Genomic DNA, 26,883 nt, shown 5'->3' with positions numbered 1-26,883 from the left:
CTTTGCTTTTTGTTTAACAAGGTATTTACATCTAGGTGTCACCAGCATCGGTGACGCTCACAACGGCAAGGAGCCAGTTATGACCCATGTCGACATCCCTTTCCTTCGTTACCTCGATGCGGAAGGGTGCCCGGTCGCCACCTTACCGACCTGGCTGGACAAGGCGATACTGCACACCTTCTACCGCAATATGGTGATGGTGCGCAGCTATGACAAAAAAGCGATTGCGCTGCAACGAACCGGCAAACTCGGTACTTTTCCCTCCCATCTCGGCGCAGAAGCCGTGGGGATTGGCATTGGTCTGGCCATGCAGCCGCAGGATGTCTACGTTCCCTACTATCGGGACATGCCCACCCTCTATGTGCGGGGCGTGCCGATGGAGAAAAACCTGCAATATTGGGGTGGTGACGAGCGGGGCAGTTATTTTCTCAAACCCGATGGGACTCCCTCAGAAGATCTCCCCATCTGCGTCCCCATCGCCACCCAGATCACCCACGCCTGCGGTATTGCCTCGGCTTTCAAACTGCGTAATCAACCGCGCGTCGCCGTGGTCACCATCGGCGACGGCGGCACCTCCAAGGGGGATTTTCTGGAGGGGCTCAACTGCGCCGGTGTCTGGCACCTGCCGATGGTGATCATCGTCAACAACAACCAGTGGGCGATCTCGGTGCCGCGCAAGCTGCAATCGAGCGCCCCAACGCTGGCCCAAAAGGGGATTGGTGCCGGGGTGCGCAGCCTGCAGGTGGATGGCAACGATGTGGTGGCTGTCTACGATGCCGCGCGCAGTGCCGTCGAACGGGCCCGTAGCGGCAAGGGGCCGACTCTGATCGAGGCGGTCAGTTATCGCCTCGGCGATCACACCACGGCCGACGATGCCACTCGCTATCGCGATGGGGCCGAGGTTGAGGCAGCCTGGGCGAAAGAGCCGGTCAAGCGGCTGCGCCAGTATATGCACAGCCAGGGCTGGTGGGATGAAGAGCAGGAGCAGAGCATGCTGGCGGAGGCTACCCGAGAGGTCGAACAGGCGGTCGCCCGTTATGAGGCGATGGTGCCTCAGCCACCGGAGGCGATGCTCGATTATCACTACGCCAGCCTGCCCGCCGAACTCTTGCCCCAGCGCGAGCGAGTAATTGCCAAGGGGATGAAGCAGGAGGTTGGCCATGAGTGAGATCAGTTTGCTGGAAGCGGTCAACATGGCCCTTCACTACGAGATGGAACACGACCCTGATGTGGTGGTACTCGGCGAGGATGTGGGGGTCAACGGCGGGGTGTTTCGCGCCACGGTTGGCCTGCGTGACAAGTTCGGTTTCAAGCGGGTGATCGACACGCCGCTGGCCGAGGGATTGATCGCCGGGGTGGCGGTCGGCATGGCGACCCAGGGGCTCAAGCCGGTGGCTGAGTTCCAGTTTCAGGGTTTCATCTTCCCCGGGATGGAGCAGATCATCTGTCAGGCGGCGCGGATGCGAAACCGCACCCGTGGCCGCCTCTCCTGTCCCCTTGTCTATCGCTCCCCGTATGGTGCTGGCATTCACTCGCCCGAACACCACAGCGAGAGTGTCGAGGCGCTGTTTGCCCATATTCCGGGGTTGCGGGTGGTGATCCCCTCCAGCCCGAGGCGCGCTTATGGTTTGCTGCTCTCGGCCATCCGTGATCCGGATCCCGTGATGTTTTTCGAACCTGACCGCATCTATCGCTCGATGAAATCCGAGGTGGTGGATGACGGTGTCGGCCTGCCGCTGGATGTCTGTTTCACCCTGCGACCGGGCCGGGATATCACGGTAGTGGCCTGGGGGGCCTGCATTCAGGAGGTGATGCGGGCGGCGAACCTGTTGGCCGAGCAGGATATCCAGTGCGAGGTGCTGGATCTGGCCACCATCAAGCCGCTGGATATGGAGACCATCCTCACCTCGGTACGCAAGACCGGCCGTTTACTGGTGGTACACGAGGCGTGTGGCAGCTTCGGGGTCGGGGCCGAAATTGTGGCGCGGGTGACCGAGCAGGCACTTCCCAGCCTCAAGGCGCCACCCAAACGGTTGACCGGGGTGGATGCCGCCGTCCCCTACTATCGTAACGAGGCGTATTACCTCATCACCGAGCAGGATATCGCCGATGCCGCTCACCAGCTGATGGAGAACCAGTGGCTATGAAATTTTTCAAATTACCGGATCTGGGTGAAGGGTTGGCCGAAGCCGAGATCGTCGAATGGAAGGTGAGTGCCGGTGATACCGTCGCGGTCGATCAGGTGCTGTTGTCGGTGGAAACGGCCAAGGCGCTGGTGGATGTACCCTCTCCGGTAGCCGGGGTGATTGCCCGTCTCTGCGGCGCCGAGGGGGATATCCTCCATATCGGTGCGCCGCTGGTGGAGTTCGAGGGGGGCGAAGATGATGGCACCGTGGTGGGCAAGGTGAGTGCCCATCAGCAACATATCGAGGATCACTTCGTGGTGGGGGCCATTGCCCCGGGGGGATCGCTGGTGCAAGCCATGCCTGCCGTGCGCCTGCTGGCACAAAAACTTGGTCTGGATATCGAGCGGATCCAGGGAAGTGGCAGCGGTAGCATGGTGACCGAGCTGGATGTGCAGCAGGCATTCGAGGCCCAGCAGAGCAGTGGCAACAAGTTCCTCAAAGGGTCACGGCGTGCCATGGCCAAGGCGATGGAACTCTCTCATCAGACTGTGGTGCCGGTCAGCATCACCGACGAGGTGGATTTACGTCACTGGCGCCCTGATGAGGATGTGACTGTGCGCCTTATCAAGGCCATTGGCGTGGCGTGCCGCGCCGAGCCCTCGATGAACGCCTGGTTTGATGGCGACACCCTGTCACGGCGTCTGTTCAAAGAGGTTAATGTAGCCATCGCGGTGGATTCAAAGCATGGCCTCTATGTGCCGGTGATGGAGAATGTGGCCGAACGGGAGGGGGCAGATATCCGGCTGGGGCTGGATCGGATGATCGCCGATGTGAAGGCGCGCGCCGTGCCGCGTGAGATGTTGCAGGGGGCGACCATTACGCTCACCAACTTCGGCGCCATCGCAGGCCGTTATGCCAGCCCTATCGTGACGCCGCCGCAGGTAGCCATCATAGGAGCAGGTAAACTGTTCGAAAAAGTGGTGTTCATACATGGTGAAGCGCGTCCCGTCAGGGCATTGCCGCTGTCGATGACATTTGACCACAGAGCCTGTACTGGCGGGGAGGCGGCCCGTTTTCTCAGAGCGCTGGTGGAAGCGTTGGAAGCTGCCACCTTATAGCGGTTTATGCCCTGTCATTGGCGGGGCATAAATTTGTTTGCGTAATCTATAAAGCCACGTATAATCCAAATCAGCTTGAAAGGGCGATAGTTATGTCAATGAATACGATGTTTTACATCTTGTCCTGTTGTTCATAAGTTAATCCCGTTTTTTGAGCTTTATCCGCTGAAAAGCATAAGTAATTATTTTGAATACAGGTTTAAAGATATGTCTAACATGATCACCGGTACCGTTAAGTTTTTCAACGAAACCAAAGGTTTTGGCTTCATCCAGCAAGAAAACGGCCCGGACGTTTTCGTTCACTTCAGCGCCATTCAAGGTAACGGTTTCCGTACCCTGGCTGAAGGTCAGCGCGTACAGTTCTCTGTGACCCAAGGTCAGAAAGGCCCGCAGGCTGAGAACGTAACTGCTCTGTAATCCTTACAGAATTTAAGAAAGCCGTGGTACCTCTGGTGCCACGGCTTTTTGTTTGTCTTGCTTCTGATGTGCTAAATCATGCTGCTATCGCTCATGCTTGTTGCCACTCTGACAGCGACTTCTGATGTGCCGGTACCGGTTCAATCCGCGATGGAGGCGCAGGTGATCTGCCAGCAATTTGTCCAGGTCCGGATGGGCACTGCACAGCAACCCGATGAGGTGAATGCGCGACTGGTGCCTGAAAGGGAGGGGGAGTGGCTGGTGGATGGCAAAGTAAAAGGACCCGAAGGTCCTTTGCTGTTTGCCTGTCATCTGCACCAAGGGGAGCGCTGGGAGCTACTCAACTTTGCACTCTGGGCACCACAGCCGGTCAAAGCGGTTTGAGTGCGACCAGCAGATGTTGCAGGTGTTCAACCATGGTCATGCCAAACGGGGTGAGATAGCCGCCATCTTCTGCGCTGATGAGGCCCTGTTGATGCAGACGGGCTGCCGCCTGGCACAACTCTTCAGACATATCGCTGCGTAATTTAATCCCCAGGCTCATGTTGGCCGGATCAAAGCATGCCAGTATTTTCAAATCGTTCACGAATTCGTTAGAAACCTGGTCGATCCCAATCATGGATTTACTCCTTACGCTAAAGATGTATGCAAACTAGCATCCCCGGATCCACTTTAGTGGGCGCTGGCTCAAATTATTGATCTTTGGCTGGATACTGCGTTTCAAATGCTGTTTTTTTCGGCGTAATCAGATGGTTGGCTGACAGCTTCGTCAAGGGCCGAGCCGGACCAAACGTGGTAGGATAGGGCACTTCTTTATATCGGACGGTCTATTGGTGGCTGTTCGCCCTGTTCAAGGTATCGCTCATGGTCAAGATCACTCTGGTATCCCTGCTGCATTCACTTTGTACCCGCTTTCCGGTTTACCCCACTGCTTCGTTGACGTCCCTGCTGGATGCCCATCAGGGCGAGGTCTGGTTGCCTGCACGCAAGGGGGCCGACATTGCACTGTTGCGCAAGCATGCCAAGGGGGCTCATGAGCTGGCGTCACTCGATGCGGGCTGGTGTGATTTTGCCGCCAGCGACAGCGGTGAGACACCCGAGCTGGATGCGCTGGCCAACTACGACAGCGAGATGATGGATAACCTGCTGATGTACTGGCACACCGCCGCCAAGATCAACAGCCCGATTACCGATAACCTGTTCGAGTTGCGCCGCGAAGTGGTGGATGAGGCCCACGGCACCAAACTCGCTGCCGCCTGGGAGCAGCAACAACAGTTGCGTTTTGAGCAGCTGATGGCGATGGCGGCCAATGGCCAGGATCTGCTCTGCTTTGTCGAGGTGGAGTCCGCCTACTGGCTGCGGCAAAAGCTGAGCGAGCAGCCTGATGTGGAGCTGATCACCCCTGCGCTGTAAAAGGGGCAATATGATGGCTGGCGGTCTCGTTATCGAGGAGGCTGCTCTATCCTTATTGGCGTCATTGCCCTCCCCATCCGGTGCCAAGGGGCTGCAAGCTGGACAAGCTGACGACAAGATGTGAACATGGCGCCCTTTATCGAGAGAGAGACTTGGCCAATGAGCTATGAACTGAGCGACACCGAGCGCAATGCCGCGCTGCAACTGAACGCTGATTACCGTTACGATCACTTCATCAGCAAGCTGGTCGAGCATGAAGAGCTGTTCGTCCTGACTGACGAGCATGGCGTCATGATGCTGACCACCGACGATGAAGATTGCATCCCGGTATGGCCGCACCCGGAGTACGCCAAGGCGTGGGCCGAAGGCGAGTGGGCCGATTGCAAGCCACAGTCCATCACCCTGAAGGTATGGCTGGAGCGCTGGGTTGACGGTATGGAGCAGGACGAGCTGTGTGTTGCCGTGTTCCCGACCCCGGATCAGGAAGGCATTGTACTGGAGCCGGCTGACGTGGCTGACGCCATTGCCGAGAAGCAGGCCAAACGCGGCTGATCACCGAGCTATTCGCAACACTGGTTGCCAACAAAGACCTCGCTATCTGGCGGGGTCTTTGTTTTAGGTCTGTTTGCCAAACGAGTTGTGGCTATCAGGGCTGGCGATAGGTGGTGTCGATGATGGGCTCGGCCGGGAAGATCTTGCCGCTCTTGATGGCTGCCCTGGTCTCGGATTTTAGCTCTTCATCAATCCACAGCAGGCCGCCATAGCTGTAACCGCTGTTGTCGCCCCCGAGAGGCCAGTAGAGCTGCTCGCTCTTGGGTGTTGCAGGTACTTTTGGCAGTTTTATCCAGCGCCAGGCGCTTTCCCGGGTGTAGGGCACCTGATAGGCGGGGACGAAGCTCGCCAGCTCATAGAGCCGCTGCTGGATCTGCCGTGACAGAGCAGCCTTTTTGGCAAAGTCGAACTCCTTGTCATACTGCTCCACCAGCGCCGTGATGGCATCGTCATCGATGTTCATAATGTTGTTGGTCTGGGGCTTGTTGGCGTTGACCTTGTGGAAGAACTCCCAATAGGCGGGATAGCGGCTGCCCGCCCAGGCCATCCAGGCACTCTGGTGCTTTTTCTCCAGCATCGATTTGAACCCGGCCGAGGCATCCATCAGGTTGAGCTCCAGATTAAGTCCCGCCTTCTTGGCCTCTTCCCGCAGCAGCGTGAGCCGCTGGGCGTGCTCCGCCGTGGTGTAGGTGATGGCCAGGGTCAGTGACTGTGCCTTGTCGTTTTGCAAAATCCCCTGTGGCCCAACCTTGTTGAAACCTGCTTTGGCAAAGTATTCCCGTGCCAGTTTGGGATCGAACGGACGGGCCTTGATCTCGCTGTTGGTAAACTCCCCCTGACCGGCACCATAACTGTTGAGTCGCTGGTAATCCCCCCGCAGCAGGGTGGTGAGCATCTTGTCGAGATTGAGGGCATGCTGGATGCCGAGCCGCACATCGAGATTGCTCAGCAGCGGATCGGCGGTGTTGAGATAGAGCCCCATCGGCGATTGCGGGGTCTGGTTGTAGAACCAGGTGCGCCCGATATACCCCTTCTCGAACTCCGCGGTTTTGGTCTTGTCGTGCCACCAGTTGGGCATCACCAGCGGGAAGGTGTCGAGATCGCCGCGCAGGAAGTGCTGCCAGGCGATGTTCAGATCCCTGAGCACCTTGATCTCGATCCGTGCAGGATTGAAGCGATGCTGGAAGTAGCGCTCTTCATCCCCCCACCAGTTTTCAACCCGTTTGAAGGTGACCGATTTGCCCTTTTTCACCTGATCGAGCTGATAGGGGCCGGTGACCGGCAACACCTTCCAATTGTACTCCTTGACCCAGTTGGCGGTGAGCTTGATGGCGTGGCTCGGCTCCGGGCTGATGGGCAGTGACTCGAGCAGATCCTGGCGGCTCTTTTCGGTGCCGCTGGTGATAGCCAGGGTGTGATCATCAAACTTGGTGATGTCGGTGATCTGGGTGCTGTAGTAGTTGTTGTACCAGGGGTCGTTGATCTCCTTGCTGCGCATCATTTTGAGGGTAAAGAGCCAGTCATCAGCAGTGACCGGCTGGCCGTCTGACCAGCGTGCCTTGGGATTGATGCGAAAATAGAGGGTCTTGTTGTCGGCGCCGAAGGCCCACTCATTTGCCAGCATCGGCATGGGGTTGCCGGTGACGGGGTGGGTGCTCAGCAGTGGCAGGTTGGTTTCCCGCACGTAACCGGCAAAGCCGCCGTTGGAGTCGGGGCCATATCTGCGCAGGGTTAGGGGGAAGCTGGTCATAAAGGTGCGAAAGGTGCCGCCGCGCTTGGCGGCCGGATCGGCATAGAGAGGATCCTGGTTGTTGCTCTCCCACTTCAAGTCAGCGGGCAGCGTGGCACTCCAGCCAAACGGGCTCCAGCACAGGGTCAGGGTGATGGCGGTGGCGCGAATGATAGGGGAGAGTCGGCGCTCCCCGGCGATGATGGTCGATGGCATGTCCTTGCTCTCCTGAAGTCTGCTTCCTGCAGATCACACACTGGTGATGTCAGTCCCGATGGGGACTGGCTCATCATGGAAATTTTATCCTGTCAGGTCAATGAAATAGCGTAAATGGGCAGGCGCTCATCATGTCGCTCTCTGTGGTTTGAACCAGCGCAGTCGGCTACCCAGCAGATGGACCACAAAGCCGAGCAGCACCAGAGCTGAGCCCAGCCACTGCAAGGGTGTTGGATGTTCATCGAGCAGCAGCGCTGCCGTGACCATGCCGACACAGGGGATCAGCAGGGAGAGCGGTGCCACCTGCGCCACCGGATAGCGCATCAGCAGTCGTCCCCACAGGCCGTAACCCAGCCAGGTCGCGACATACGAGAGATAGAGCACGCACAATAATCCCTGCCAGCTGAAGTTGAGCAGGCTGCTGGCCATCAGCTCCGGCCCCTCGAACAGCCAGGAGAGGGCAAAAAACGGCAGTATGGGCACCAGACCGCCCCAGGCGATCAGGCTCGGCAGCGTGGTCTGGTAGCGCAGCCCGATCTGGCGATTGATGACGTTGCCAAGGCCCCAACAGGCGGCGGCGCACAGCGTCAGGATAAACCCGAGCAAGGTCAGGTTGCCTTCACCGTGAGTGGCGATGAGATAGAGGCCGAATCCCGCCAAGGGCAGCGCCACCCAGTGGTGGGATTGCCAGCGCTCCCCCAGCCAGATCATTGCAAAAAGCAGGGTGAATACCACCTGGGATTGCAGCACCAGCGAGGCCATACCTGCGGGCATGCCGAATTTCATGGCACTGAACAAAAATGCGAATTGACCGAGGCTGATGGCGCCGCCATAGGCCAGCAGCCAGCGCCAGGGCATGGCGGGTTTGGGTACCAGCAAGATGGCGGGGAAGACCACGCCGATAAAGCGCAGCGCACCCAGCAGCAGTGGGGGGCTCCCCTCCAGCCCCCACTTGATGGCCACGAAGTTAAGCCCCCAGCAGAGGATGACCAGAGCGGCCAAAAACTTGTCTTTGGTGTGCATGCGGTGTCCTTCGGTCTGTGGCCTCTGCCATGAGAGGCCAAAAGAGGACGAGCATACCCCCGCCAGGGTGGGCGCCGTCAAGCCGACCGGCGGGGGAGCAACCCGGCAACGGGGGCCAGGTGCGATTCAGGCAGAGACGCAGTGCACTGTGATGCCGCGTGCGGCCAGGGTGGCCCGCATGGGGGCGGGCAGGGCATCATCGGTAACCAGCACCTTGATCTGGCCCGGCGCGCCAAGCTGACTCGGGTGGATGGCGCCAAATTTGCTGCTGTCGGTGATCACCACATTGGTCATCCCCTTGGCCAGCACGCTGTTGACCACGTCGGCCCGCATCATGTCGCGGCCGGTGAAACCCATCTCGGGATGAAAGCCATCCACCCCGATAAAGGCCTTGGAGAAGTGCACCTGCTCGATGCAGAGGCGAGTGAGCGGCCCTACCACGCTCTCGCTCTGATGCTGGAACAGCCCGCCGAGCAGCACCACCTGAGCCGGGGTGTCTTTGAGCAGATGGGCGATATAGCTGCTGATGGTGATAATGGTGACCCGTTTGTGCAGGGCCAGATGGCGCGCCAGCATGGCGTTGGCGCTGCCCCCCTCGATAAAGACCGTCTCGCCATCTTCCACCAGCTGGGCGGCTCGCTCGGCGAGGCGCTCCTTGAGCAGGTAATTGATATTCATCCGGGCATCCGGGTCATCGGTCTCCAGCGCCATGGCCGAGCCGTGTACCCGTCTGAGCAGTCCCTGCTTCTCCAGCGCGGTGAGGTCGTTGCGCACCGTCACCTCAGACACGCCGGTGTGTCGGGAGAGTTCACTCACGCTCATCTTGCGAGCCTGATGGACCAGAGTGAGGATCAGTTGGTGGCGTGGATTCATGGTGCGCTCACATAGAAGGTGTTGGATAGCGGCAAGCCACCCATGGGGTGGCTTGCCAATCATATGACGTCACAGGCGCCATGGGGAGCGCCCCGTCAGAGACTGTGCTCGGTGCGGGCGATGATATCATCTTGCGCATCCGGGGATAAGGCGGTGAAGAAGGCCGAATAGCCCGCCACCCGTACCACCAGATCCCGGTATTGATCCGGATTGGCCTTGGCCGCCAGCAGGGTCTCGCGCGAGACGATGTTGTACTGCACGTGCCATCCCTTGTGCACCTCGAAGAAGGTGCGCAGCAGGCTCATCAGTTTGGCCTTGTCCCGCTCGTTCTCAAGGCTCGCAGGGCTCAGCTTCTGGTTGAGCAGCACCCCGCCGAGGATGGCCGCCGTGGGCAGCTTGCCGATGGAGTTGAACACCGCCGTCGGGCCGAGACGATCAGAACCCGAGGAGGGGCTGGCCCCTTCCGCCAGCGGCGTGCGGGCATGGCGACCATCCGGGGTGGCCATGGTGGCGGCACCGAACGGCACGTTGGCGGAGATGGAGGAGGTGCCCGCATAGTAGGTACCGCCGATGGGGCCGCGGCCGAAGCGGGTGTTGTGCAGCCCCTTGAGCTCGTCGATGTAGCTCTGGTAAGCCTTTACCAGCAGCATGTCTACCTCATCCAGATCGTTGCCATATTTGGGGGCGGCATTGGTGAGGCGCTGGCGCAGCTGCTCCCCCGCCAGTCCTGAAAAATCTTGCTCGAGTGCTTCGGCCAGCTCTTGCTGATCCACTATCCCCTGTTCGAACACCAGTTTCTTTAGGGCAGCCAGGCTGTTACCAAGGTTGGCGATCCCCACCTGCAGACCTGAGACCCAGTCATAGACGGCGCCCCCCTCCTTGATGGTCTTGCCGCGTTCGATGCAGTCATCCACCAGGGCGCTGCAGAGGATGTCATGGGCTTGAGCCTCCAGCACGCTGTCGACCACGCAGTCGATCTCGATGGATTTGCGGGTGAAGTAGCGCACCTGCTCATCCCAACGGGCCATCACCTCGTCAAAGTTGCCAAAGGTCCCTTCCCGCAGCGACTGGGATTGGGGCAGGAAGACCTTGCCGGTGGTGGCATCGCGGCCACCATCAAGGGAGGCCAGCAGGATGCGGGCGAAGTTGATAAAGCTCATGCCGGTGCAGCGGTAGCCCCACTTGCCGGGCACGGCGGTCTCGATGCAGCCGATGGCGGCGTAGTGGTGGGCATCCTCCACGCTCACCCCGAGCTTGATGAACTCGGGGATCACCACCTCGTCGTTGTTGAAGGCGGGCATGCCAAAGCCGCAGCGGATCACCTGAATGCAGGCGTCGAGGAAATCCTCGCTCATCCCGGCGTGGTAGCGCACCGAGAGGTTGGGCTGGGTGGAGCGCAGCTGGCCACAGGACTCCAGAATCGCGTAGGAGAGGCCATTGACCGCGTCATGGGCTGCACCATCCCGCCAGTTCTGGCCGCCGATGGTGACGTTCTGATAGAGCGGGCTGCCGGCGGATGCCTTGGAGTGGGTGCCGGAGCGGATCTTGTTCACCTCCAGCAACTTGAGCCAGCACCCTTGCAGCAGCTCGATGGCGCGCGTCCGAGGCAGGGATTCCGACAATTCCACCTCGCGGCGATACCAGGGGTAGAGGTACTGATCCATCCGGCCAAACGACACCGAGTGACCGTTGGATTCGATCTGCAGGATGAGCTGGATAAAGTAGCAGAGCTGCAGTGCCTGCCAAAAGGTCTCGGGGGACTGGTGGGCGATGTGGGCGCAGTTGAGCGCGATGGTCTCAAGCTCGTTTCGGCGCTCGGGGCGAGATTCTTGTGCTGCCATGTCACGGGCAAGGGCAGCGTAGCGCCCGATGTGAGCGCTGACCGCATCCAGAGTGATGGCGACGGCGTGCAGGAACTGCTCGCGCTGCAGATCGGCCCAATCCGCCAAATCCAGCCGACTGCGGCGCTCGGCCACCTTGGCCTTGAAGCCATCGAGACCCAGCGTGAGCAGCTCCTCATAGTTGACCGCGAGGTGGGCATCCCCCGAGGTCATGTTGCCCTCGGCCTTGATGATGCCGCTCTCCAGCAGCGCTTTTTGCTCGTCGGTAAAGAGGCCGAAGCAGCGATCCTGCACCGTCTGGCCGCGCCAGAAGGGGGTGAGGGCGTGGATGATCTCCTTGTCGGTTTCGCTGACTGCAAAACCGGCGCCGGGACGGTCTGCCAGCTCGTCGATCTCCTTCTCAATCCAGCTCACCGTGTATTCGGGAAAGAGCGGGGCCGCCCGTACCTGACTGGCCTGATTGCCGACGATAAGCTCGTCGTGCTTGATCCAGATGGTGCGCTCCTTGAGGTGATGAGCCAGCGCCAGGGCGCGGCGCACCGGCAGCGGCCGGGCGAGATGAGCCTGATAGGCCTCGGTGTAGTGGCGGGCACGCTCGGTGCAGACCGGCGGCTGAACGATGTGGATCAGGCTCTCTTTGTGGGCGCGGATCCGCGGGCTGAGGGTATTGAGGTCGAGCTGGGTCATGATCTTATCCTCTGGTCACAGGGGTCAGCCCCTGACGTTGGGCGTATGCATGGGCAAAGTGGAGTAAATCGGGAGCGTCGAGCGGTGTGTCCGGCGCCTGATAGGGCAGATCCAGCAGGGCATATTTGCCCATCCCCAGGGTGTGATAGGGGAGGAAGTGGATCTCCTGCACGGTGCAGAGGCTGGCGGCGGTGTCGATGATGGCGCTGATCGATGCGCGGTCGGCATTGAAGCCGGGAATGAGCGGCACCCGGATCTGCATGGGCACGCCGCGCTCGGCGAGGCGCTTGAGGTTCGCGATGGGCTGCTCAACCTTGCCGCGGGTCCAGTGGAAGAAACGTTCTTTATCCACGTGTTTGAGATCCGCCAGCACCAGATCCAGTGAGGGGAGGCTTTGCTCAATCTGGTGCCAGGGCACATGCAGGCAGCTCTCGACCGCCGTGTGCAGCCCTTCTGCCTTGCAGCGGGCGAGCAGGGACGCGGCAAAGTCGGGCTGCATGAAGGGCTCGCCGCCGGAGAGGGTGACGCCACCGCCGCTGCGCTCGAAGAAGGGGCGATCCCGCAAGATGGTGTCCATCAGGGTGTCCAGGGTGTCATCCCGACCGCACACCTGTAGCGCTTCGCTGGGGCAGAGGCCGCGCAGCCGTTCCATATCGTCGGCCTTGAGGGCAGAACGGCTGAGCTGGATGCCCTTGCTGTCACGCAAGATTGCCGGACACGCCTGGCTGCAGAGCTGGCATCCCTCGATGCATTGGCGCCGGTCGAGTAGTATGTCCGGCTTGGGAGAGCGGCTTTCCGGGTTTTGACACCAGCGACAGGCCAGCGAGCACCCCTTGAGAAACACCAGGGTGCGAATGCCGGGGCCATCGTGAGTTGAATATCGTTGCAGGTCAAAAATCATACCGCCTCCTTTTGTATTTGCATTCTATTTGCTTTCATTCGAAAGTTGATTTGATTTCGATCAAGCTATTTGCAGATGTTTTATCGCTAGAATGGCGACATATTGAACATCCCGTTAAGGAGTTAGAGATGGAGCTGTATCTCGATACCGCCGATGTGGCGGCAGTGCGTCGCTGGTCACGGATCCTGCCGTTGGCCGGTGTCACCACCAATCCTTCCATTACCGCCGCCGGGGGATTGCCGCTCTGTGAGCTGCTGCCCGCCTTGCGCGATGTGCTGGGGCCCAAGGCGCGCCTGTTTGCCCAGGTGATGGCCAAGACCGAGACCGAGATGGTGCGTGAGGCGTTTGCCCTGCGTGAACTGGACCGCGACCTGGTGATCAAGATCCCGGTATGTGAAGAGGGATTGGCGGCCATCAAGACCCTGACCGCCAACGGGGTGCCGACGCTGGGGACGGCGGTCTACACCCCGCTGCAGGGTTGGCTGGCGGCGGTGGCGGGGGCGGAATATGTCGCGCCCTACGTCAACCGGCTGGATGCGCAGGGGGGCGACGGCATCGCCACCGTGCAGGAGCTGCAGCAACTGCTGGCGCTGCATGTTCCGGGTAGCAAGGTGCTGGCGGCGTCGTTCCGCACGCCCCGTCAGGCGCTCGACTGCCTGCTGGCGGGCTGCCAGTCCATCACTCTGCCGCTCGACGTGGCCGAACAGCTGTTGAGAGTGCCGGCGGTGGATGCGGCGCTGACGAAGTTTGATCAGGATTGGCAGCGCGCTTTCGGTTGCTGATCCCGGTGACAAGCTGATTACAGTGATTGAGGGGGGAGGGTGAAGAGGCGCGGGTGATAGGGATTGACCGACTAGACTGGAAAGAGGTGGCTACATTCGCTGGTCGCCTTGCAGCCTACTGGAGGTATCCCATGAGCGACCATCTGCTGCTCCCCCATGGTGAAGATTTACGTCGTGCGGTGCTTTGGCTCAGCGAGCATCACCAGCACGATATCGCCGCCATTGAAGAGGCCAGCCTGCGTTTTGATCTCTCGCCGCTGGATGAGGAGTTTCTGATCCAGCACTGGCTCGACAGCCAGCGCCAATCATGAATATCCGAGGTGAGAGATTTAGAAGAAGTTGGCGAGGTTGATGCCAAACTCTTTGGGGTCGACCGTGTTTTCGATGCTCTCCTGCACCCCTGACTTGGCCAGATCCAGCCACTGTACGTCGAGGTAGTGACGCTGGGTGGCGTGATAGATCACCTTGACCACCGGCTTGAGCGGCTGCTGCTCGTTGCGCTGCATCACGATAGCCAGGCGCTGGTTTGAGAGCTGTACCAGGGTTCCCACCGGATAGACTCCCATGCACTTGATGAACTTGGTAACCAGTTCTGCATCAAAGTGCTGATTGATCCCCTTGAGCAGAATGCGGAAGGCCTGGGTCGGCTGCATACCCGCTTTGTAGACCCGATCTGCAGTGATGGCATCATAGACATCGACGATGCCGCTCATCCGGGTATAGAGAGAGAGCTGCTCTCCCTTGAATCGCTGCGGGTAGCCGGAGCCATCGAGCCGCTCGTGGTGGTTGGCGGCCACTTCCAGCATGGTGGGGGTGATGCCAGGGGTATTGCTGAGGATCTCGTAACTGTGCACCACATGCTGACGCATGATGGCGAACTCCTCATCGGTCAGCTTGCCCGGTTTGTGGAGCACCTCGTCCGGGGTCATGATCTTGCCCACGTCGTGCAGCAGGCCACCCAGGGTCAGCTCCTTGAGCACGCTGCGCTCCAGTCCCAGATAGCGGCCGAAGTTGGCCAGCAGAATGGCCACGTTCATGGAGTGCTCCATCAGGTAGGCATCCTTGGCGCGAATACGAGCCAGACAGAGCATGGCATCGCCGTGGGTGAACATGGTGTCCACCATCTCTTCGGCGACTTCGGCCAGCGGAGTGATGTCGATGGGCTCACCCGCCTTGAGGTGGCGAATGAACTTGCCTTGCAGCTCGCGCGCTTCCTGATAGAGGCGGCGGATTTTAAGCTCCCGTCCTTCGCCGTTGGCACTGGCACGGCGCCCTACCTGGGCGCTGTTGGCATTGAGATCGGGGGAGGTAACGGCGTCGCTTTCGGCACTGCCCAGCTTGCTGCGGGCCAGATCGATGCGTACCGTGAGCACCCCCTGACGTACCAGATTGGCAATTTGCGCCACGCTGGTCACCAAGCCCATCTGGGCGATCTCCATCCCACCTGTCTGGCTGGCAATAGCAATCACATACATGCCGGGTTTCAGCTGGTTGACGGGAATGACGGGGTAGGATGCTTGAGACTTCATGAGGGCTTCCTGACTCTTATTATTATGTGTATCGTGCGAATGGCTCGCACCCGAGAAGTGTAACATCGGATGGTTGGTTCGTCATAATTGGCAGCTCCTTAACAGTGGCGTTGTCTCCTCCGCCCGATATAATGACGCCCCTTTACTTGTTGGACTCCGAGGTTGTGCATGCGGCTTGATAAATTTCTGTGCGATTGTTCCGATTTGACCCGTTCGCTGGCTGGCAAACTGATCCGTCAGGGAGAGGTCATGGTGGATGGTATTGTTGTCAAGCAGCCCGCCTTTCATATCAATGAGCAGAGTCAGGTCGAGTTTGACGGCGTATTGCTGACATTGGAGCAGCGCAACCGCTATTTCATGTTGCACAAGCCAGAAGGTTACGTCTGCTCCAACGAGGATCCGGATCATCCGACAGTCTTCTTCCTGATGGATGAGCCGGCCATGGGCAAGCTGCATGTAGTGGGGCGCCTTGACCTCGATACCACCGGGCTGGTGCTGGTGACCGACGATGGTCAATGGTCCCACCGCATCACCTCGCCGCGCCGTGAATGTGCCAAAACCTATCATGTATGGCTGGCCGATCCGGTGAGCCAGGATGCGATCGAGTTGTTCGCCGAAGGGGTCTACCTGCGCAATGAGACCGACAAAACCCGTCCAGCCCAGCTTGAAATCCTCGGGGAGTGTGAGGCCAGGCTGACCATTCATGAAGGCAAGTACCATCAGGTCAAGCGAATGTTTGCCTCCATCGGAAACAAGGTGGTGGGACTGCATCGCGAGCGAATTGGTGGCCTGACGCTGGATGAGGCGCTAGCTCCCGGTGAATACCGTGAGTTGACCGCTGAGGAGATTGCCCTGTTCTGAGCTGGGATGGTGCCGGGTGTCAATGAGTGCTGAAACCCAGCACCAGTGCCGTACCCAGGGTGGCAATCAGTGCCCCCGCCCAGGCGGCAACGGATGGCCGCTCCCCCGAGTGCCACCACAACAGCGGCAGCAGCAGTACCGGAGTGGTGGAGGAGAGAATCGCCACCATGCCCACCTCGCCTTGCCGCAACGCCATCAGGATCAGCGTCATCCCCAGTCCCATCGCCAGAAAACCGTTGGTGGCAATCATGGCGAGGATCTGGCGACTCACCGGTTTGAGCGGCATGGCGAGCGGCAAGCGCCCCAGCCGCAGGACGCAGTGGGCCAGCAGGGCACTGCCCATCCGGATACCCGATGCACTCACCGCGTCCACCTCACCACTCATCATCACTGGCTTGGCGATGATGGCTCCCACGCTCTGACACAGTGCCGCCGTCAGGCCAAGGCCAACTCCCAGCGCCAGATTGCCACGGATCTGCTCCCACTCGTTGCTGCTACTGCGTCTGCCAAACAGGATCGCCAGCATCACGCCGGCAAAGACCAGCATGGCCCCCAGCAGTCGCCAGCCCGTCAGCTGTTCATTAAAGAGCCAGAGCCCAAGCAGGGCGGAAAACAGCGCATGGCAGGAAAAAAGCAGGGCACTGCGTCTTGGCCCCAACCGGTTCATGCAGGCAAACAGCGCCGTATCGCCCACGAAGATGCCGACCAGCCCCGAGATGGCGAGCAGGGGCAGGGCGTTTGCGGTGAGGGTTTGCCAGCCACCGGTGAGCAGACTCATGGTGCCGAGCATCAGGCTGACCAGAAACATGCGCCAGCGGCTGTAGGCAAATGCGCCGAGATGACGGGCCGGTTTGACCGAAATTAGCGCTGCAACTGCCCATAAACTGGCCGACGCGAGGGCCAGCCACTCATAACCCATAAAAACTCCTGAAAAAATTAACCCGAAAGACTCCATCTCCCGGGCAAGCCCGATACAATACGGGGCGTTTTCGGGGATAACAAGAGCGGCATCAGGCATTCATCAGGCGCGCCGTCGGCCTTCCCCTCCTGCAGTGGTGTTATTCGAGGTTTTGTCATGAGGTATGGTTTCTTCCCCAAGCTGGCGCAACGCTGGCTCTCCCCGCTATTGCTTGCCGTGCTGGCTGGGCCCCTGGCCCATGCCACCACCGTTGAGCAGCAGCCTCTGCTTGCCGATCGGCAAACCCTGGTCAAGGGCAACGGTGCCGAGCCGGAGTCACTGGATCCGGCGCTGGTGCGATCCGGTTTTCCGGGGGAGGCGGTACTGGTCGATCTGTTTGAAGGGCTGGTCAGTGATGATGGGCAGGGGAATATCGTTCCTGCTCAGGCCCAGCGCTGGGAGGTGAGTGACGATGGGCTGGAGTGGCGATTCTTCCTGCGCCCTCAACTGAAATGGTCCAATGGCGAGCCGCTGGTGGCCGCTGATTTCGTCTATGCCTGGCGCCGTCTGCTCGATCCGGCCATCAACTCCCCTTCTGCCGGATTGCTGCTGGCGACGGGGATCAACAATGCGCAATCCATCTATGCCGGTGCGCTGGAGCTCGGCAATCTGGGCATTGAAGCGCAAAGTGATCAGATTTTGAAAATCACCCTGGAGCGGCCGGCTCCCTATTTCCTGCAGCTCATCAGTCAGCGCCCCTTTGTGCCGGTCAATCAGAAGGCGATAGCTAAATTTGGCAAACAGTGGACCGAGCCCGGCAAGCTGGTGAGCAATGGTGCTTACCGGCTGACAAGTTGGACGCCAAACGAGCGGATAGAAGCCGAGCGCAATATCCACTACTGGGATGACCTTCACACCCGTATCGGACGGGTCACCTATCTGCCGATCACTTCGCAACATGCCGAACGGCTGCGCTATGAGGCTGGTGAAATCCAGCTCACCAACAAGGTCTCCCTCGGCTATTACCAGAAGATGAAGCGCGAATCTCCGGAGCGGCTCTGGGGCTTGCCGCTGTTTGGTACCTATCTCTATGCGTTCAATTTGAAGCGCCCCGAACTGCAGGATGTGCGGGTGCGTCAGGCGCTCTCCATGGCGGTTGATCGACAGTTGCTCATTGGATCGGTGAGCGGGCAGGATGAACAGGCAGCATGGTCGCTGTTGCCGGAGATGCCGGGTTACCCCCGGGTGATATTGCCTGTGGCGCTTGAAGATATGCCAACCCGCCAGGCCAAAGCGGCAGCGTTGTTGTCAGTTGCCGGGTATAACAGTGCCAATCCACTCAAGCTGAGCATTACCTACAACAGCGCAGAAACCCACAAGCAGATGGCAATGGCCATTGCTGCCATGTGGCAGAAGCTGGGGGTACAGGTCACCCTCAACAGTCTGGAGTGGGGCGCCTATCAGGTGGCCAAGGATAGCGGTGATTTCCAGGTGGCCAGAAGTTTCCTGTTTGGCGATTACGTGGAGCCGTCAGCCATATTGGGCAGCTTCCGTTGTCAGGATCTGCGCAACGAGAGCGGCTACTGCAATCCCGATTTTGATCTGCTGCTGGAGCAGGCTGCCAATACGCTGGACAGTGCGAGTCGGGTTGAATTGTACCGGCATGCCGAACAGTTGCTGCTTGAAGAGGCGCCGATCCTCCCCGTGTATCATTACAATCAGATGAGACTGGTGGATCCCACCCTGCGGGGACTGCCCAGCCAGAATTTGAAAGGGACGATTGCCACCAAGGATCTCTATTTCAGCCCGCAGTGAGGAGCATCTTATGAAACTTGCGATTATTTCCGACATTCACGGCAGCATTACTGCGCTGGAGCGGGTGCTGACCCAGCTTGAATCTTGGCAGCCGGATCACTATCTGCTGCTCGGCGATCTACTCAACCATGGCCCGCGCAATCCTCTGCCGGAAGGGTATAACCCGGCTGCCGTGGCCGATCGACTCAACGAGTTGGCACCGCAAATCATCGCGGTGCGGGGAAATTGCGATTCCGAAGTGGATCAGATGCTGTTGCGCTTTCCCATCACAGCCCCCTACAACCAGTTGCTGATCGATGAGCGGCGCTGGTTTGTCAGCCACGGTCATCTTTATCGCCCGGATGAGGTACAACTGCCGGAGGGCAGTCTGTTCCTGAGCGGTCACACCCATGTGCCGGTGCTGGAGTTGCAGGGGGAGCGGGTATTGATGAACCCGGGGTCGATCTGTTTCCCGCGCGGCGAGTTGCCTGCCAGTTACGGGTGCTATGAGGACGGGGTACTGCGCGTCAATGCGTGTGAGGATGGGCGAGAGTTGTTGCGACTGGTGCTTTAAAACTGCGAGCAAAAATGCAAGGCCTGATAAGAGATGTCAGGCCTTGATACCGTAGGAGCGGGTGCCAGAGCGAGTATTACCCTTGGCGTCATAGGTCAGGCTGTTGCGATCGCGCAGTTGACTCAGAAAGGTTGCCAGACGACGGTTTGAGACGATGCTCAATTCAAGCAATCGACCGTTGATATCATTTTGTGCCTGGCAGGCATCCAGTTTTGCACGAAGCTGCGCCATCTCGTCTGGATAGGCTGCCAGCTGCAGTGCCAGTTCCGGCATCTCTGCGAGGGTCTTGTCCAGCGTTTCTATCGCAGCAAGCAGCTGCTGTTTGCGCTCGGTCAGTGCAGGCAGGGCCAGTGCCTGATGCTGTTCGAGCAAGCTGAATTCCTCTTCCAGAATGCATTGCATCTGGCTGAGGTAATTATCTTGGGTGTGCAGTAACGAAGGTAAATCTATCATCCCAGAACTTTGTCCAGATTGGCCTCGAAACTGAACATCTTCTTGGCCACAGCGTCGCTGTTAACCTGATATTCGCCACTCGCGACGGCTTTCTTCAGTCGTTCAACCTTGCTCTCGTTGCCGGTTGAGGCGGTATTGAGATTCTGTTGCATTTTTTGCAATTGTTGCGCCTCACTGGTCAAGGAGACTGAGTCCAGCTTGACAGTGGTCGCTTTGTTTTCGGGCGATGAGGTGACTGACTTGCTGCCTGTCCCCTGGCTATTAGCGGTATTTTGCAACCGATTATTCGCCAAGTTGTTGATATTGTTGATGGCCATTTTAGTTACCTTCGTCTGCTTTAAGGTTTGCTTACCTGTTTATCGGTGCGGCAGGTCAAAACTTTAGAAAAAATTGTTCAGGCTCCGGATATCAAAAAGTGACCGATGCGGCACCGACAGCTGTGACTTTACCTTCCACCGTTTTGCCGGAGCGAATATTGACGAGTTTGATGATCTCTCCGAAACTGCCATCTTGCAAGGCTCGGGCCATGGTTTTGATCTGGAAATTGCTGTTCTCGGCAGTCAGGGTGACCTGATCCCCTTTACATACCACGCAAACTTGGCTCAAACGGATGGGCTGTCCCGGTTTGATCTCCCGCTTGCTGCGGACTCCGATAAGAGGGGCTGTGTCAGTCAGGTAGTCGCCGCGGATCAGGGTTTGATCCTGAAACGCTACTACCAGCTGGCTTTCACTCAGCAGATCCCCTTTGGCTATCGGAGCCGTGACGGTAACAAAGGGTTTTTGAATACTGACCCTTACAGGTAAGTAGACATCCCAGGGTTTGTCTTCTTCACACTTAATGTAAACTGTTGTATTACGGCGAATTTCCATTTTTGCTGGTAAGCTGATGGTCAACAGATCTTCGCAACGGGTCAGTGGGAGTCTCTCATCAAGGGTCGCAGCTGTGACCTCTGCTCTGGCATCCAGCTGCAGATCGAGTTGGCTATAAACGAACTCTTCTGCCCGCTCCCTCAGATAGGTTGTGACCTCCGAGGCATCGCTGGAAGATATGCAGCCAAAAAAGAGGCTGATGAGTAAAAGTCGGTTAATCATTTTCGCTCGTCGGTCGATAAGTTGTTCACGCATATCACCATATTTAACTATGATTGCTTCAGAATCTGTTTGTTGTCACATCGATAGTCTGACGCAATCCATCACGCATGCATGATTAATGCCAAGCGTTTTTAGGGAGTGTTTATGGCCAGTATCCTGGACTCGGTCAACCAACGTACCCAGCTAGTGGGGCAAAACCGGCTGGAATTGTTGTTGTTTCGTCTTAATGGACGTCAAAGATTTGGCATCAACGTATTCAAAGTGCGTGAAGTGTTGCAGTGTCCCCCGTTGACCGTGATGCCCAAGTTGAACTCCTGTATTCGCGGGGTTGCTCATATTCGAGGCCAGACTATCTCGGTCATCGACCTCAGCATGGCGATGGGCAAGCGTCCAATTGAAGATTTGAGCAAGTGCTTCATTATCATCTCCGAGTACAACCGTTCTATTCAGGGTTTTTTGGTTCACTCTGTGGAACGCATTATCAATATGAATTGGGAGTCTATTCTGCCTCCCCCCAAGGGGGCCGGCCGTATCAACTATATGACGGCGGTTACCGAGGTTGATGGTGAGTTGGTCGAGATCCTCGACGTTGAGCGCATTCTCAACGAAATCTCTCCTGTTTCTACCGAGGTCAGCCAAGAGCTGGTGGAAGCCAGTGTCGAGCATCCGACCTTGGGGCGTCCTGTGCTGGTTGCTGATGACTCGTCTGTTGCACGCAAACAGGTACAGCGTGCGCTTGAGGCAATCGGTGTCGAATGTGTGCTGGCAAAAGATGGCCGCGAGGCATTGAATATGTTGCTGGAGATGACCAAAAATGGCCCTATCAAGGATCAGATTGCGCTGGTGATTTCTGATATCGAAATGCCTGAGATGGATGGCTATACCTTCACTGCCGAGATCCGGAATAATCCCAATCTCAAAGATTTGCATGTTATTCTGCATACCTCGCTCAGTGGTGTATTTAACCAGGCAATGGTGCAAAAAGTTGGTGCAAACAACTTTATTGCCAAGTTCCAGCCTGATGAATTGGCCAAAGCCGTACAAAACGCACTCTAATTAAAGAAGAACAGCTGCATGAAGACACTTTCGGACGACTTATATAAACAGTTCAGCAACTTTCTTGCGGTACAGAGCGGAATCGTGCTGGGTGATAACAAACAGTATCTGGTGAAGAGCCGTCTCTCACCGTTGATGGCGCAGTTTGGCATCGAGAGTCTGTCTGAACTGGTCACCCGTGCAATGAGTGTGCGTGAGCGTGACCTGAAAATGGCGGTTGTTGATGCGATGACCACTAATGAAACACTCTGGTTTCGCGATACCTATCCGTTCCAGCTGTTGACCGACAAGATTTTTCCTGAGCTGGGTAAAAGTGGTCGTCCTGTCAAGATTTGGTCTGCCGCTTCGTCTTCGGGGCAGGAGCCCTATTCTATCGCCATGACTGCGCTGGAGCAGCAGATGAAGAAACCTGGCACCTTGCCTGGTGGGGTGCAGATTGTCGGGACAGACATATCGACTACTATGCTGAATCAGTGTAAGGAAGGGGTATATGACAGTCTGGCATTGGCCCGCGGATTGTCGCCAGAGCGCAAGAAGATGTTTTTTGAACCCTATGGTGATAACAAAATGCGGGTGGTAGAGCGAGTCAGAAAATTGACCACCTTCCGGCCGCTTAATCTGCTGGAAAGCTATAGTCTGCTCGGTAAATTTGACATCATTTTTTGCCGTAATGTGCTTATCTATTTTGCACCGGAAGTGAAGTCAAAAATCCTCAACCAGTTTGCCTCCAGCCTCAATCCTGGTGGGTACTTGATGCTGGGAGCCTCAGAATCACTTGCGGGACTGACCGACAGATTCGAGATGATACGCTGCAATCCCGGAATTGTTTACAAGGTCAAATAGCGTTGTAGCCCTTGGTATTCGAGGGTGTCGGGATTGTTGACACTGTTTATAAGAGGGGAGGCACTGCGCCTCCTTCTCTCTTTTCGGCTCCATTCATGATGGCATTGTGCCATGTTCCTATATACCGCACTGCAGAGCTTTTCATTCCGTCCACAAGGTTGAGCATACCTGGACTCGACAGCCAGCAGAGTCTTGTAAATCGTCTGGCACATCTCTTGCAGGCAAAATATACCAAGCAGGAGGTGTGCTATGGCTTTTTCATTTGACAAGGCATTTGGTATCCATCAATACACGCTGGGTGTTCGCGCCAAGCGTGCCGAGGTGTTGTCCAGTAATATCGCCAATGCGGACACGCCAGGTTTTAAAGCAAGAGATATCAACTTTGCACAGGCGTTGCAGGATGCCCAGCATAAACAGGGTTTTGGCCTGGTAACAACCAGTGAAAAGCACTTTGCCTTGAATATGGATGCCCCCGGTACTGTCCAATACCGCAATCCGTTGCAGCCCGATACGGGTGATGGCAACACGGTGGATGTGCAGCAGGAGCGGAGCGAGTTCTTGCGCAACAGTCTGGAGTACCAAACCTCCCTGGAATTTATGAACCGCAAGATCAGTGGCTTGCTTAAAGCCCTGAAAGGAGAGCAGTGATGAGTTTGTTCAAGGTCTTTGATATTGCCGGCTCGGCCATGAGTGCGCAGTCTGTGCGTCTCAACACGGTTGCCAGCAATATGGCCAACGCGGACAGCGTCAGCTCCAGCGTGGAAAACACTTACCACGCCAGGCGGCCAATTTTTGCCGCTCAGCTCGATCAAGCCATGTCAGATAAACAGGGGTCGGTCGGCGTTGAGGTGAAGGGTATTGTCGAAAGCAAGGCTCCACTGCTCAAGGAGTACAACCCTAACCACCCGATGGCGGACAAGGATGGCTTTATCTTCAAACCAAATGTCAACATGGTTGAAGAGATGGCTGACATGATCAATGCCTCGCGCAGCTACCAGACCAACGTACAGGTTGCAGATTCGGCCAAGAAGATGCTGCAGCAGACGCTTCAGCTTGGCAAATCCTGATAGGAGGGATGCAACATGGTCGATACCACCAACAGTGTGAACGGCATTGGCCGTACCACGGCCCAGACTACTGGCACCACCACTACGCCGAAGAAAGAGCTGGATCAGGCTTCGTTTATGAAACTGCTGACCATGCAACTGTCATATCAGGATCCCTTCAAGCCGGTGGACAATGCCCAGATGCTCTCCCAGATGGCTTCCATGTCGACCTCGGAGGGGATCAACAGTCTGTCTACCCAGATGGGCAAGCTCAATGAGCAAATGATCTCCAGCCAGGCTCTGCAAGCCTCTTCTCTGGTTGGCCAGAATGTGCTCTTGCCCAGCAATGTTGGCTATCTGGACAAGGAGGGCCCTATCTCAGGCGTAGTGCAGGTTGGCACTGCCAATAAATATGCGGGAATAAAGATTACCGTGGAAGATGAAGCTGGCCAGGTTATCAAGGAGTTTAGCCTGGAAGGAGAGCAGAAGGGCAATGTGGAGATCGCCTGGGATGGCACTGACAAGGCAGGTAACCGGGTCAAACCTGGAAAATATGTGCTCAAGGCCAGTGGCAGTGTGGATGGCAAGGCGGAAACTATCCCTACATACGCTTATGGCAAGGTCGATAGCGTTGCCTTGGGGAATGCAACAAACCCCACACTGCTCAACTTGAAGGGATTGGGCAGTACCCTGCTGAGTTCCGTCCTTCAAATATCAGGAACCAATGCAAACCAGACGGTTACTCCGTCAAAAACCACGTCGACAGCATCGATCTAAGGAGCTGGATATGTCATTTAACAATGCCTTGAGCGGTGTTAACGCGGCACAAAAAGACTTGAACGTCACCGCTAACAACATTGCGAACGTTAATACTACGGGCTTTAAAGAGTCCCGTGCCGAGTTTGCGGATGTCTACGCCAACTCCATTTTTGTCAATGCCAAGACCCAGGTTGGTAACGGTGTGGCGACCGGTGCGGTGGCTCAGCAGTTTCATCAGGGGGCTCTGCAATTTACCAATAACGCGCTGGATTTGGCTATTCAGGGGAATGGCTTCTTTGTGACCTCTGACAGCTTGACTAACCTGGATCGCACCTATACTCGGGCTGGCGCGTTCAAGCTCAATGAAAACAGTTATATGGTTAACAATCAGGGCCATTATCTGCAAGGTTATGAAATTAATGCTGACGGTACGCCGAAAGCTGTGAGTATCAATGCGACCAAGCCGATCCAGATACCGGATCGAGCGGGTGAGCCTATAAAGACCAGCAAGGTTGAAGCGAGCTTCAATTTGCCTTCCAAGGCGACCCCCTTGTCGGCGGGAACAATGCCGGATCCTCTTGCGGTGCCTCCTGTGGTTGGCAGTCTGTCGAGTTTTGATCCAAAAGACTCGAAAACTTACTCGTCTTCCACGTCTGTTGTGGTGTACGACTCTTTAGGTGAACCCCATACCATCACCCAGTATTTCGTCAAAGAAGCAAGCGATGCGGATCCTACCAAACCGGCAGATCCTACAGCATGGCGTATGTATTTATATGAGGGCGACAAGCCTATTGATATTGATAGCGGGGTTCAAACCCAGATGGCAACAGGTGTGAATCCTGTACCGTTAGCTGCTCGTTTTACCTTTGGTGCCGATGGTAAAATGATCACCCCAACTACCCCTGCAACAATTCAAACAGTGGCGTTGGGGGCAGGCGGCGCAGGCATCATCACTAATGGTGCTGATCCCACTCAGACCTTTGAGATTTCGTTGGGCACAATAACCCAATATGCCTCACCGTTCGAAGTCAACAAGTTGTCACAGGATGGTTCCACAGTCGGCCGTTTGACCAAAGTCGAGATCACGCCGGATGGCATTGTGTCCGCGACTTACAGTAACGCGACAACCATCAAGGTGGCCATGGTGGCCATGGCAAAGTTTGCCAACTCACAAGGGTTGACCCAGATAGGAGATACCTCCTGGCGGCAATCCCTGCTCTCCGGCGATGCATTGCCGGGAACGCCCAACTCCGGCACCTTCGGTACCATCAAATCGTCGGCGCTGGAGCAATCCAACGTGGATTTGACCTCCGAACTGGTTGACCTGATCACTGCCCAGCGTAACTTCCAGGCCAACTCCCGCTCTCTGGAGGTAAATAGTTCGCTGCAGCAGACCATCTTGCAGATCCGTTAATTCCTCTCCGGCAACGGGGCACCTTGGGTGCCCCGTTTTTTTATAGATCTCTGCTGCCGAATGGTGCGGCATTCCCCCTTCTGTTGGCATCCAAATTGCAGCTCTGCTGTCAGAGTCATCTGTTTGACGGAGAATCCCATGGATCACCTGCTTTATATCGCCATGTCCGGGGCCAAAGAGAACATGAACAGCCTGGCTGTTCGCGGTAATAACCTCGCCAATGCCAATACCACCGGCTTTAAATCAGATTTCGAGCAGGCCCGCAGCATGCAGGCTTTTGGTGAGGGGCTGCCCAGTCGGGTATTTGCCATGACGGAACGTCCCGGCCAGAACTTGCAGCATGGCATGTTGATGACCACGGGGCGGGATCTTGACGTGGCGGTGGATGGTCCCGGCTGGATTGCAGTGCAAGATCCCAAGGGGGGGGAGGCCTATACCCGTATGGGAAATCTGCAGGTCAATGCGACTGGTAACCTGCAAACCTCGACCGGTCTGAACGTCGTGGATGACGGTGGTCAACCCATCGTGCTGCCAATGCCGATGGAGAAACTCGAAATCAATCGGGATGGCACTATCAGTGGTCGTCCTGAAGGGGCAGCTGCGAACTTGTCGGAAGATTTTCAGCGGATCAAGCTGGTTAACCCGGCTGCCGATGCGGTAGAGAAGGGGCAAGATGGTCTGTTCCGGCGCAAGGATGGCCAGAATGAACCCGCCTCGGCCAATGTTGGCCTGATTGCCGGCTCCCTGGAGGGGAGCAACGTCAATGTGGTGGATGAGATGACCAACCTGATCAGGTTACAACGACAGTTTGAAACCCAAGTCAAGATGATGAAAACGGCCGAAGAGAATGACGAGGCCCAAACCCAGTTGCTGCGTATCAGCTAAT

30 protein-coding genes are annotated in these 26,883 nt (G+C 57.3%); 19 read left to right on the top strand and 11 right to left on the bottom strand.

Features of this window, described 5'->3' with window-relative positions; genetic code table 11:
• Window positions 1-79 precede the first annotated feature (79 nt).
• From pdhA to G5367_RS08865, 5 genes are all read left to right on the top strand, one after another.
• On the top strand, window positions 80-1,168 hold the full coding sequence (gene pdhA, locus G5367_RS08885) for a pyruvate dehydrogenase (acetyl-transferring) E1 component subunit alpha (RefSeq protein WP_421244000.1): 1,089 nt from the start codon (window positions 80-82) through the stop codon (window positions 1,166-1,168).
• Window positions 1,161-2,147, top strand: a complete 987-nt coding sequence (locus G5367_RS08880) for an alpha-ketoacid dehydrogenase subunit beta (protein WP_021231077.1) — start codon at window positions 1,161-1,163, stop codon at window positions 2,145-2,147. Before pdhA ends, G5367_RS08880 begins: the two co-directional genes overlap by 8 nt.
• Entirely contained in the window at window positions 2,144-3,244 is a 1,101-nt protein-coding gene (locus tag G5367_RS08875) for a dihydrolipoamide acetyltransferase family protein (RefSeq protein WP_421294171.1), read from the top strand. The genes G5367_RS08880 and G5367_RS08875 overlap by 4 nt, the downstream gene beginning before the upstream one ends.
• Window positions 3,245-3,451: 207 nt before the next feature.
• Window positions 3,452-3,661 (top strand): cold-shock protein, encoded by a 210-nt coding sequence (locus G5367_RS08870; protein ID WP_005302803.1) that lies wholly within the window; start codon window positions 3,452-3,454, stop codon window positions 3,659-3,661.
• A 78-nt stretch (window positions 3,662-3,739) separates the two neighbouring features.
• Window positions 3,740-4,045: a hypothetical protein gene (locus G5367_RS08865; RefSeq protein WP_337072986.1), complete on the top strand. Its 306-nt coding sequence runs from the start codon at window positions 3,740-3,742 to the stop codon at window positions 4,043-4,045.
• Here G5367_RS08865 and G5367_RS08860 read toward each other — a convergent pair.
• Complete coding sequence (locus G5367_RS08860) at window positions 4,032-4,280, bottom strand: TIGR02647 family protein (protein ID WP_005334209.1); 249 nt, start codon at window positions 4,278-4,280, stop codon at window positions 4,032-4,034. The genes G5367_RS08865 and G5367_RS08860 overlap by 14 nt on opposite strands.
• Before the next feature lie 245 nt (window positions 4,281-4,525).
• On the opposite strand from G5367_RS08860, the gene G5367_RS08855 reads away from it, so the two are divergent.
• Together G5367_RS08855 and G5367_RS08850 are read left to right on the top strand one after the other, a co-directional pair.
• A complete protein-coding gene (locus G5367_RS08855; RefSeq protein ID WP_368225626.1) occupies window positions 4,526-5,074 on the top strand; it encodes a hypothetical protein in 549 nt (182 codons plus the stop codon).
• 159 nt (window positions 5,075-5,233) lie between these two features.
• Window positions 5,234-5,626: a DUF2750 domain-containing protein gene (locus G5367_RS08850; RefSeq protein ID WP_005334204.1), complete on the top strand. Its 393-nt coding sequence runs from the start codon at window positions 5,234-5,236 to the stop codon at window positions 5,624-5,626.
• A 94-nt stretch (window positions 5,627-5,720) separates the two neighbouring features.
• Here the strand turns inward: G5367_RS08850 and G5367_RS08845 are convergent, their stop codons facing one another.
• The 5 genes from G5367_RS08845 to G5367_RS08825 all read right to left on the bottom strand — a co-directional run bounded on the left by G5367_RS08845 (window position 5,721) and on the right by G5367_RS08825 (window position 12,896).
• On the bottom strand, window positions 5,721-7,571 hold the full coding sequence (locus tag G5367_RS08845) for an extracellular solute-binding protein (RefSeq protein WP_421243998.1): 1,851 nt from the start codon (window positions 7,569-7,571) through the stop codon (window positions 5,721-5,723).
• Between the two features lie 129 nt (window positions 7,572-7,700).
• Window positions 7,701-8,594 (bottom strand): EamA family transporter, encoded by an 894-nt coding sequence (locus G5367_RS08840; protein WP_421243997.1) that lies wholly within the window; start codon window positions 8,592-8,594, stop codon window positions 7,701-7,703.
• A 126-nt stretch (window positions 8,595-8,720) separates the two neighbouring features.
• Window positions 8,721-9,467, bottom strand: coding sequence for a DNA-binding transcriptional regulator YciT (locus G5367_RS08835; RefSeq protein ID WP_005344496.1), 747 nt, complete (start codon window positions 9,465-9,467; stop codon window positions 8,721-8,723).
• Between the two features lie 95 nt (window positions 9,468-9,562).
• Window positions 9,563-11,995 (bottom strand): formate C-acetyltransferase/glycerol dehydratase family glycyl radical enzyme, encoded by a 2,433-nt coding sequence (locus tag G5367_RS08830; protein WP_421243996.1) that lies wholly within the window; start codon window positions 11,993-11,995, stop codon window positions 9,563-9,565.
• A gap of 4 nt (window positions 11,996-11,999) precedes the next feature.
• A complete protein-coding gene (locus G5367_RS08825) occupies window positions 12,000-12,896 on the bottom strand; it encodes a glycyl-radical enzyme activating protein (RefSeq protein ID WP_421243995.1) in 897 nt (298 codons plus the stop codon).
• Between the two features lie 128 nt (window positions 12,897-13,024).
• Between G5367_RS08825 and fsa the strand changes: the two genes are divergently transcribed.
• Window positions 13,025-13,678: a fructose-6-phosphate aldolase gene (gene fsa / locus G5367_RS08820; RefSeq protein ID WP_421243994.1), complete on the top strand. Its 654-nt coding sequence runs from the start codon at window positions 13,025-13,027 to the stop codon at window positions 13,676-13,678.
• A gap of 131 nt (window positions 13,679-13,809) precedes the next feature.
• Window positions 13,810-13,989, top strand: a complete 180-nt coding sequence (locus tag G5367_RS08815) for a hypothetical protein (protein WP_047437627.1) — start codon at window positions 13,810-13,812, stop codon at window positions 13,987-13,989.
• An 18-nt stretch (window positions 13,990-14,007) separates the two neighbouring features.
• Here G5367_RS08815 and G5367_RS08810 read toward each other — a convergent pair whose 3' ends face one another.
• A complete protein-coding gene (locus G5367_RS08810) occupies window positions 14,008-15,207 on the bottom strand; it encodes an HD-GYP domain-containing protein (RefSeq protein WP_421294166.1) in 1,200 nt (399 codons plus the stop codon).
• A gap of 168 nt (window positions 15,208-15,375) precedes the next feature.
• On the opposite strand from G5367_RS08810, the gene rsuA reads away from it, so the two are divergent.
• Window positions 15,376-16,068, top strand: coding sequence for a 16S rRNA pseudouridine(516) synthase RsuA (gene rsuA / locus G5367_RS08805; protein ID WP_005344508.1), 693 nt, complete (start codon window positions 15,376-15,378; stop codon window positions 16,066-16,068).
• Between the two features lie 19 nt (window positions 16,069-16,087).
• On the opposite strand, the gene G5367_RS08800 is transcribed toward rsuA, so the two are convergent.
• On the bottom strand, window positions 16,088-16,987 hold the full coding sequence (locus G5367_RS08800; RefSeq protein ID WP_421243993.1) for a DMT family transporter: 900 nt from the start codon (window positions 16,985-16,987) through the stop codon (window positions 16,088-16,090).
• 156 nt (window positions 16,988-17,143) lie between these two features.
• Here G5367_RS08800 and G5367_RS08795 point away from each other — a divergent pair, with 156 nt between their 5' ends.
• Entirely contained in the window at window positions 17,144-18,781 is a 1,638-nt protein-coding gene (locus G5367_RS08795; RefSeq protein ID WP_421243992.1) for a peptide ABC transporter substrate-binding protein, read from the top strand.
• A gap of 10 nt (window positions 18,782-18,791) precedes the next feature.
• Complete coding sequence (gene yfcE / locus G5367_RS08790) at window positions 18,792-19,334, top strand: phosphodiesterase (protein WP_421243991.1); 543 nt, start codon at window positions 18,792-18,794, stop codon at window positions 19,332-19,334.
• A gap of 36 nt (window positions 19,335-19,370) precedes the next feature.
• Here the strand turns inward: yfcE and G5367_RS08785 are convergent, their stop codons facing one another.
• The 3 genes from G5367_RS08785 to flgA form a co-directional block, all read right to left on the bottom strand.
• Window positions 19,371-19,787 (bottom strand): flagella synthesis protein FlgN, encoded by a 417-nt coding sequence (locus tag G5367_RS08785; protein ID WP_421243990.1) that lies wholly within the window; start codon window positions 19,785-19,787, stop codon window positions 19,371-19,373.
• Window positions 19,784-20,104 carry a flagellar biosynthesis anti-sigma factor FlgM gene (flgM, locus tag G5367_RS08780; protein ID WP_005344518.1) on the bottom strand — a complete coding sequence of 107 codons (321 nt, stop codon included), beginning with the start codon at window positions 20,102-20,104 and terminating at the stop codon, window positions 19,784-19,786. Before flgM ends, G5367_RS08785 begins: the two co-directional genes overlap by 4 nt.
• 91 nt (window positions 20,105-20,195) lie before the next feature.
• A complete protein-coding gene (gene flgA, locus G5367_RS08775; RefSeq protein WP_216980329.1) occupies window positions 20,196-20,879 on the bottom strand; it encodes a flagellar basal body P-ring formation chaperone FlgA in 684 nt (227 codons plus the stop codon).
• Between the two features lie 144 nt (window positions 20,880-21,023).
• On the opposite strand from flgA, the gene G5367_RS08770 reads away from it, so the two are divergent.
• From G5367_RS08770 to flgF, 7 genes are all read left to right on the top strand, one after another.
• Complete coding sequence (locus tag G5367_RS08770; protein ID WP_005344523.1) at window positions 21,024-21,935, top strand: chemotaxis protein CheV; 912 nt, start codon at window positions 21,024-21,026, stop codon at window positions 21,933-21,935.
• A gap of 18 nt (window positions 21,936-21,953) precedes the next feature.
• Window positions 21,954-22,778 carry a CheR family methyltransferase gene (locus G5367_RS08765; RefSeq protein WP_005344525.1) on the top strand — a complete coding sequence of 275 codons (825 nt, stop codon included), beginning with the start codon at window positions 21,954-21,956 and terminating at the stop codon, window positions 22,776-22,778.
• Window positions 22,779-23,027: 249 nt separating this feature from the next.
• Entirely contained in the window at window positions 23,028-23,426 is a 399-nt protein-coding gene (gene flgB / locus G5367_RS08760) for a flagellar basal body rod protein FlgB (RefSeq protein WP_005344526.1), read from the top strand.
• Window positions 23,426-23,845: a flagellar basal body rod protein FlgC gene (gene flgC / locus G5367_RS08755; RefSeq protein WP_005344527.1), complete on the top strand. Its 420-nt coding sequence runs from the start codon at window positions 23,426-23,428 to the stop codon at window positions 23,843-23,845. The genes flgB and flgC overlap by 1 nt, the downstream gene beginning before the upstream one ends.
• A 15-nt stretch (window positions 23,846-23,860) precedes the next feature.
• A complete protein-coding gene (locus G5367_RS08750; RefSeq protein WP_005344528.1) occupies window positions 23,861-24,601 on the top strand; it encodes a flagellar hook assembly protein FlgD in 741 nt (246 codons plus the stop codon).
• 10 nt (window positions 24,602-24,611) lie between these two features.
• Complete coding sequence (gene flgE / locus G5367_RS08745) at window positions 24,612-25,997, top strand: flagellar hook protein FlgE (protein ID WP_216979074.1); 1,386 nt, start codon at window positions 24,612-24,614, stop codon at window positions 25,995-25,997.
• 138 nt (window positions 25,998-26,135) lie between these two features.
• Window positions 26,136-26,882, top strand: coding sequence for a flagellar basal-body rod protein FlgF (flgF, locus tag G5367_RS08740; protein ID WP_005344530.1), 747 nt, complete (start codon window positions 26,136-26,138; stop codon window positions 26,880-26,882).
• Window position 26,883: the final 1 nt, after the last annotated feature.

It is taken from the genome of Aeromonas sp. 604282 (genome assembly GCF_049170575.1).
Classification (GTDB): domain Bacteria; phylum Pseudomonadota; class Gammaproteobacteria; order Enterobacterales; family Aeromonadaceae; genus Aeromonas; species Aeromonas veronii_A.
Note: the sequence above shows the minus strand (reverse complement) of the source record. Positions and strands in the feature narration are given on the sequence as shown.